We start from the raw sequence: 6,411 nt of genomic DNA on the forward strand, positions 1-6,411 counted from the left end.
TTTATCATATTTGAAATTGCATTAATATAAAACCAGTAAAAATGAAAAAAACATTATTAATTCCCTGCCTATTTTCGTTAATGTTTATCTCATGTTCCGTAAGTCACCCTTTCGCTGAGAATCAATTAGCCGACTTTCAGCATTATGGATATGTAATTGATCAATCCGGTCAACGTATAGATGGTTTATTGGAGCTGAACGCTTATGGGAATCTTTGGTTTAACCAGAGTAAAATTGGCTTTTGCCCACAAACAGAAATCGATAAAGCCAAAGGTTCCGGTAAATCCAAAGTCAGGTCACAATGGTATAAGGCTTCAGATTTACAAGGTTATGGATATGGAAGTAAAAAGTTTGTCACTAAAAAAGTACGCTTGGGTACTGGCATGCAATGGCGTATGCTTGAAGTCTTATCCGTACAACAAAAGACATATAAATTTTACAATTCGGGGGAATCGCCATCGAAACCTGACAGATACAGCGTATTAAAAGAAAACGCCAATGGGGAACTGGAACAGATCAGATAGTTCCAGATAGCGCGTATTTGTAATGCGTTCTAACATAAAATGAGCAAAAAGTATATATAAAGCAAGAAATATGTAATAACAGTAACATCAACAATGACCAGCAAACACATGAAGATAAAAAAGATGATTGCCGCTATGTTTCCGGTTTTTCTACTGTTCACCGGTTGCTTTAAGGAAGAAAAAACACCTGTCAACGCTGATTTTGCAGTTACAATTCAGGACAATGATTATTCCGTACCGGTACGCATGAACATTGAAAACCATACTACCGGGGCGGATCATTACCTCTGGACGTTCGAAGGCGGTGAACCCTCTTCTTCGGAAAGTTCCCATCCCGGTATGGTAACGTATCATACCGCCGGCACTTATACCATCCGCCTGGAAGCATGGAACGATGACGAACGGAAAACCAGGGATTTCAGCCTGGTACTTGATTCCGCCGTGCTTGTCGCTTTTGATGTGGATATGCCGGTCAATAACATATCTCCTGTAGAGGCCGTAATTACCAACACCACCAGAGGTGCCCTGTCCTGCCTGTGGAATTTCGGTAATGGCGATCCGGAAACTTCGCAATCGTTTTCTCCTGCTTCTGTTATTTACACACAACCCGGAGAGCATATCATTACACTTTTGGTATCCAACGGCCGTGAACAGTATTCTTTATCCAAAACCATCCAAGTATTACCATCCATGCAGGCCGGTTTTATTATCGAACCTTCATTCGATGACTTCGATATGGAAGCGCCTTGGACAGGTACCTTGAGTAACACTACTGTTTCGGGCCTTACCTACATGTGGAGCGCATCCGGTGGAACCATCGCTGACCCGCAGGCCGAAAGTCCCCGGATCACCTTCGATGTCCCGGGCACCTACAACATCACATTAGAAGCACAGAACGGAAAAGAGGTGCAAACACAGGGACAAACCGTTACCATTAAAGAAAACACCAACCTGTACACTATAGCGGATATAAAACTGGGCAGTACTACCGCACATGCATCTGTCGGTTGTTTTTTCTCCTGTTTGCAACGCAGGGTTCTTACGCAAGGCGATATGTCTGCACCATCCCCGCCTCCCGTTGACCTGGTGTTTTTCGGTATGGGGCCGTTGTTCCCTTATTGCCGCTTTGTTTCACCTGACGCAGCCGGTTCACTGCTCGTTTTCGATGATATCCCGGATGCCGGCAAAACCTATTTTGTCAATAAACAAGCCACGCCCATATTCACGGTAGCCGACTTTGATGCTATGCTCACCGACGCACCGCTTCGCAACCTGGATATCCGCAGCATGGATACCGGCGATCAGTCATTCGCCGCACAAACACCATACATTGTATTATTTGAAACGGCTTCAGGACGTAAGGGAGTCATCAAAATCAAGGGATATATTGCTGAGGGAAATAATTCATATATACTGGCAGATGTAAAAGTAATGAAGAATTGAGAATTGAAAATGGAGAATTGAGGTGTAGCCGGTTTCATATAGCAAAGCGAGTTATGGAACATATTGTTGAATACGAATCATTCCTATTAAGACCATACACATAATAATGAAGAATTGAGAACTTGGACCAGCGATCCCACGAGCGGGTGCGAGTAATGGAAAATTGAGAAGTTAGCGCTAGCGGTCTCATGTAACAAAGTAAATAATGGAGCAGGTTATCGAATACAAATCATTCATTTTAAACCATACACGAATGATACATACATATAATCAAGAACACCAACCGATTTGTCGAGAACGGAACATTCTCCATTTTCCATTTTCCATTCTCCATTCCATCCGTTTCTTACTGTTTTTTTTCATTCTCCATTCTCCATTCTCCATTTTCCATTCCTCCTCCATTCTCCATTCTCAACAACTACAGCTGGACAACCTGAAAGAACAATTCTCAAAAGATAAGATATTCCGTATAAACGGTGGTATCTCCGCCAATGCAGTTTACTATGACGGAAGTAATACCACCCGCGACCCTTTTAACTGGATACTTTCGGGAAATGTCAACTTCAGCTTTTTCAACCAGATCAACCTGCCTTTTAGTTTCAATATCAACAATCTGGGAGCCAACTATACCTACCCTACTATGCCTAATCGTTTTAGTATCCATCCTACCTATAAATGGATAGCAGGACATATCGGTGATGTTTCCATGAGTTTCTCCCCCTATACGCTTGGCGGACATCAATTCACAGGAGCCGGCATAGAACTTACTCCTAAGAAAATACCAGTCCGGTTTTCAGCCATGTATGGACGTATGTTGAAGGCTACTCCCTATAATCCGGAAAATCCGCTGGCAGGAACCGCTTACAAAAGGATGGGATATGGGGCCAGAGTGCAATATGAGAAAGATAGCTATGCCTTAGGTATGACCTGGTTCGGTGCGAAAGATGAGCCAAGTTCGCTGGCGTGGAAACCCGACAGCCTGCTGATTTACCCCAAGAATAACCAGGCATTCAGTTGGAATGGGGCTTTGAAGATCATCAGTAACCTAACGCTTACCGGGGAATATGGAATCAGCATATTGACCCGTGATTCCAGGATGCCTGAATCGGGCAGTGCGTTTTTCGATAAGCTATTCCACAAAACTGAGTCAACTGCCACCTATCATGCTTTCAATATAAATCTAAGCTACCGGTTCCTCAAGAACATGATCAGTGTCGGGTATGAACGTATTGACCCGGATTACCAGACATTGGGCGCTTATTATTTCACCAATGACCTGGAAAACATCACCCTGAACTTTGCCCGCCCGTTCTTTAACGATAAGGTGACCCTGTCGGTAAACGGAGGTATACAACGCGATGATCTTGACAAATCCAAGGAGTCAAAGACCAAACGGTTTGTAGGGGCGGTGAATGTCAACGCCGCACCCAATGAAAATCTGAATATTACAGCATCGTATTCCGGTTTCCAGACCTATACCAATATCAAGTCGCAATTTGATTATATCAATGAAATCACGATATACGACAACCTTGACACGCTGGATTTCACACAACTCTCGCAAAATGCCACTGCCGCCGTCAATTATGGGTTCGGCAAAAATGAGAACAGGAGACATACGTTGGGATTTAACCTGAATTTCCAGGAAGCAGCCGATAAAGAGAATGACATTATCCGTACAGGAAGTGTATCCCGTTTTTATAATTTTGCGTCTACCTATGGATTGCTTTTCGTACCGTTAGGCCTGCAAATTACCACATCAGCCAATGTGACATACAACACCATCGGTTTCGACAAATCATTGACCTGTGGTCCGACACTCGGAATGATGGCCTCTCTGTTTGAAAAAAAGCTGACTACAGGTGTTGCCACATCCTATAATGTAAGTACAAGCAACGGCAATGCTACAGGAAATATTTTGAACCTGCGTTGGAACATGTCATACATATTCTGGAAACGTAACACGTTCAGTCTGATACTGATCAGCCAACGGCGTGAAGTAAAAGAACGTGATACTACGAAGGATTTTACAGCTACCTGTACCTATGCATACCGCTTTTGAGAAGGCCTTTCCCCAAATCATAAAGCTGATTTCCCTCTGATCCCCTTCTCCTTTCCGCGGTTGTCCGTTGATATATTCTATCTTGCTGTAAGGTTTTCCGTCCCTGTAAATGGTACCTTTATTTTAAACCGGTTCGCCGTAAGGAGCTCCCGTATCATATAGCCTGCTGTATATTGCAAAAGAATACACTTTAATTCATGCGGTTATGGTGTTTGTCCGCAGATTATTTATACTCTGTACAAATTAGACGGATAATTTGTTTTAAAGGGGCAAAATCTCTCTCTTTGTAATACTAAATCATTAAAATTTTGTATGATGAGCATCAAAGGAACCAAAACAGAACAAAACTTATTGAAAGCTTTTGCGGGGGAATCGCAGGCATACAACAGGTACATCTTTTTTGCCAAACAGGCCCGGAAAGACGGATATGAGCAAATTGCCGCATTTTTTGAAGAGACGGCAGCCCAGGAACAACAACATGCCAAAATTTTCTTTGAATTTTTAGAAGGCGGCATGGTAGAGATTACCGGATCTTATCCGGCCGGAGTGATCAGCAATACAGCCGACAATCTTGCCGAAGCAGCCGAAGGGGAATATGAGGAATGGGATTCGCTTTATCCTGAATTTGCCCGTGTGGCCGAGGAAGAGGGATTCAAAAAGGTAGCCATGGCTTTTAAATTGATCATCCCTATTGAAAAATCACATGAAGAGCGTTATCGTAAGCTTTTGCAGAATCTGCAGAACGACGAGGTATTCCAACGTTCCGATAAGATGGTGTGGGTCTGCCGTAAATGCGGGTACATTCATTATGGCGAGAAAGCACTCGAAAAATGTCCCTGTTGCGCACATCCCAAAGCTTTCTTTGAAATCAAGGCTACCAATTATTGATATGTCTTTCCGGATAGATAAAAAATAAGGTATCCTCCCCTGGATACCTTATTTTTTTGTATGTGGCTACTGGCTTTTGGAAAATCGATAATTTTAAAGAACAAGTACCACTTCTTTTAAGGTAAAAGATCATCCTTTTGATCAAAAAATAGAGAAAACCCGGCTTTTTCAGCTGCAATTCATATTTCTCAGTACGGGGAAGGAAATCTTCCTGCAACTGGTATTTTGTTATTTCGTTAAAATGATGTATCTTAGCGAAATAACAGAATACTAAAAAGCTATCACACTTTTTGGACAGCACCGTATTACAGTTACGTTGAAATGATTAATTGTTTTGATTATGAGTAAGATATTTGTTTCTCTTTGCATGATATGCCTATTCGTGTGTGCATGTAATAATCCGTCCCCAAAGACCGGATCCCATTCAGCTGTTGAAAAAGTAAAAGCTGCTGCCGATACTATTATATATCCATCTGATTCTGATACTATATGGATAAATATAGTGGATGGTAAAGGCACAGTACGGATTCACAAAAAGGAACAGCAGAACATCAATCTGAAATTCAGTTCCCAGGATTACACACAAATGTATGGTGTTTTATCATTCCGGGATTCTACGGCAAATATCAGATTTTCACAGATCACCATGCCTAATGGCAGCATGGATGGGCCATTCGGAAAAGATATTACATACGACCTGAAAGAAAAAGGTAATTATAGATTATCTGTACATGAAAGCCTGATGGCTGGTGATCCATGGGCCGGAGATTTCACCGTGACGATCAATCTAAGTAAATAGATGATGGCTTTTCCACAATAAGAATCGTTCATTATCAATAGTTGACATGAAGGTGTCCAAAAAGGCCTTTTACAAGCGGAGTAACAAAATGACTGCGTTGAGTTAAAGGTTAAGCCGGTATTTCGGCCTTTTTGGACAGCCCCTTTTATTTAATTTACTTCCAGTTCCTGCCATGAAGGCAATTTTGGGAATCCGGCATGCGGTTCCCTCTGGTACCAGAAAACTACCGACGCTATATCCGATTTCTGAGGCAGGTAACGCCCTCCGTGCCTCCATCCGAGATCCTGGATGGTGACCCGGAGATCTTTTTCAAAACGGATAGGATCGGTAATGTGCCAGCGATATAGTCCGAAACGCTGTTGTGAACGGTATGTACCGTCAGGGCGGATCACCTGGTGCAATCCCGCATAAGGCGTACAAAATTCCTTATAATTTCCCTCTCTGTCGAAATTATAGGAGCCACAGAAATAATCTTCCGTTCCTGTTCCGCAGATGGTAGGAAACTGTTTGTCGCCGTCCATGAAGAACTTGATCTCACCTTCGCCCCACCAGCCGTTATTATTTACTCCCCAGGCCATATAAACGCCTACATAATGTCCTTTCCCTTTGATCCCGTCTACAATGGTATAATCTGAGCCCTCATTGTACGGGGTCCTCCTGAACTGGGCATGGAAATATCCAGCATCTTCCGGGAC

Annotated in this window: 6 protein-coding genes; 5 read left to right on the forward strand and 1 reads right to left on the reverse strand. The window is 42.7% G+C overall.

Annotated features, from left to right (window positions below; translation table 11 throughout):
* Positions 1 to 41: 41 nt before the first annotated feature.
* From LBQ60_14775 to LBQ60_14795, 5 genes are all read left to right on the forward strand, one after another.
* On the forward strand, positions 42 to 524 hold the full coding sequence (locus LBQ60_14775; protein ID MDR2039183.1) for a hypothetical protein: 483 nt from the start codon (positions 42 to 44) through the stop codon (positions 522 to 524).
* A 108-nt stretch (positions 525 to 632) separates the two neighbouring features.
* On the forward strand, positions 633 to 1,967 hold the full coding sequence (locus LBQ60_14780; protein MDR2039184.1) for a PKD domain-containing protein: 1,335 nt from the start codon (positions 633 to 635) through the stop codon (positions 1,965 to 1,967).
* Positions 1,968 to 2,220: 253 nt separating this feature from the next.
* Positions 2,221 to 4,029 (forward strand): hypothetical protein, encoded by a 1,809-nt coding sequence (locus LBQ60_14785; GenBank protein ID MDR2039185.1) that lies wholly within the window; start codon positions 2,221 to 2,223, stop codon positions 4,027 to 4,029.
* A gap of 312 nt (positions 4,030 to 4,341) precedes the next feature.
* Positions 4,342 to 4,917, forward strand: coding sequence for a rubrerythrin family protein (locus tag LBQ60_14790; GenBank protein MDR2039186.1), 576 nt, complete (start codon positions 4,342 to 4,344; stop codon positions 4,915 to 4,917).
* Positions 4,918 to 5,257: 340 nt separating this feature from the next.
* A complete protein-coding gene (locus LBQ60_14795) occupies positions 5,258 to 5,716 on the forward strand; it encodes a hypothetical protein (protein ID MDR2039187.1) in 459 nt (152 codons plus the stop codon).
* Positions 5,717 to 5,865: 149 nt separating this feature from the next.
* On the opposite strand, the gene LBQ60_14800 is transcribed toward LBQ60_14795, so the two are convergent.
* Positions 5,866 to 6,411 (reverse strand): DUF2961 domain-containing protein (locus tag LBQ60_14800; GenBank protein MDR2039188.1); only part of this gene is annotated, 546 nt, incomplete at its 5' end.

It is taken from the genome of Bacteroidales bacterium, assembly GCA_031275285.1.
Lineage (GTDB): Bacteria > Bacteroidota > Bacteroidia > Bacteroidales > UBA4181 > JAIRLS01.

Bases quoted from the DNA above. Each gene is read 5' to 3' on its own strand.
- LBQ60_14775 (MDR2039183.1), top strand. From the start codon at position 42: ATGAAAAAAACATTATTAATTCCCTGCCTATTTTCGTTAATGTTTATC.
- LBQ60_14780 (MDR2039184.1), top strand. From the start codon at position 633: ATGAAGATAAAAAAGATGATTGCCGCTATGTTTCCGGTTTTTCTACTG.
- LBQ60_14795 (MDR2039187.1), top strand. From the start codon at position 5,258: ATGAGTAAGATATTTGTTTCTCTTTGCATGATATGCCTATTCGTGTGT.
- LBQ60_14790 (MDR2039186.1), top strand. From the start codon at position 4,342: ATGATGAGCATCAAAGGAACCAAAACAGAACAAAACTTATTGAAAGCT.
- LBQ60_14785 (MDR2039185.1), top strand. From the start codon at position 2,221: ATGATACATACATATAATCAAGAACACCAACCGATTTGTCGAGAACGG.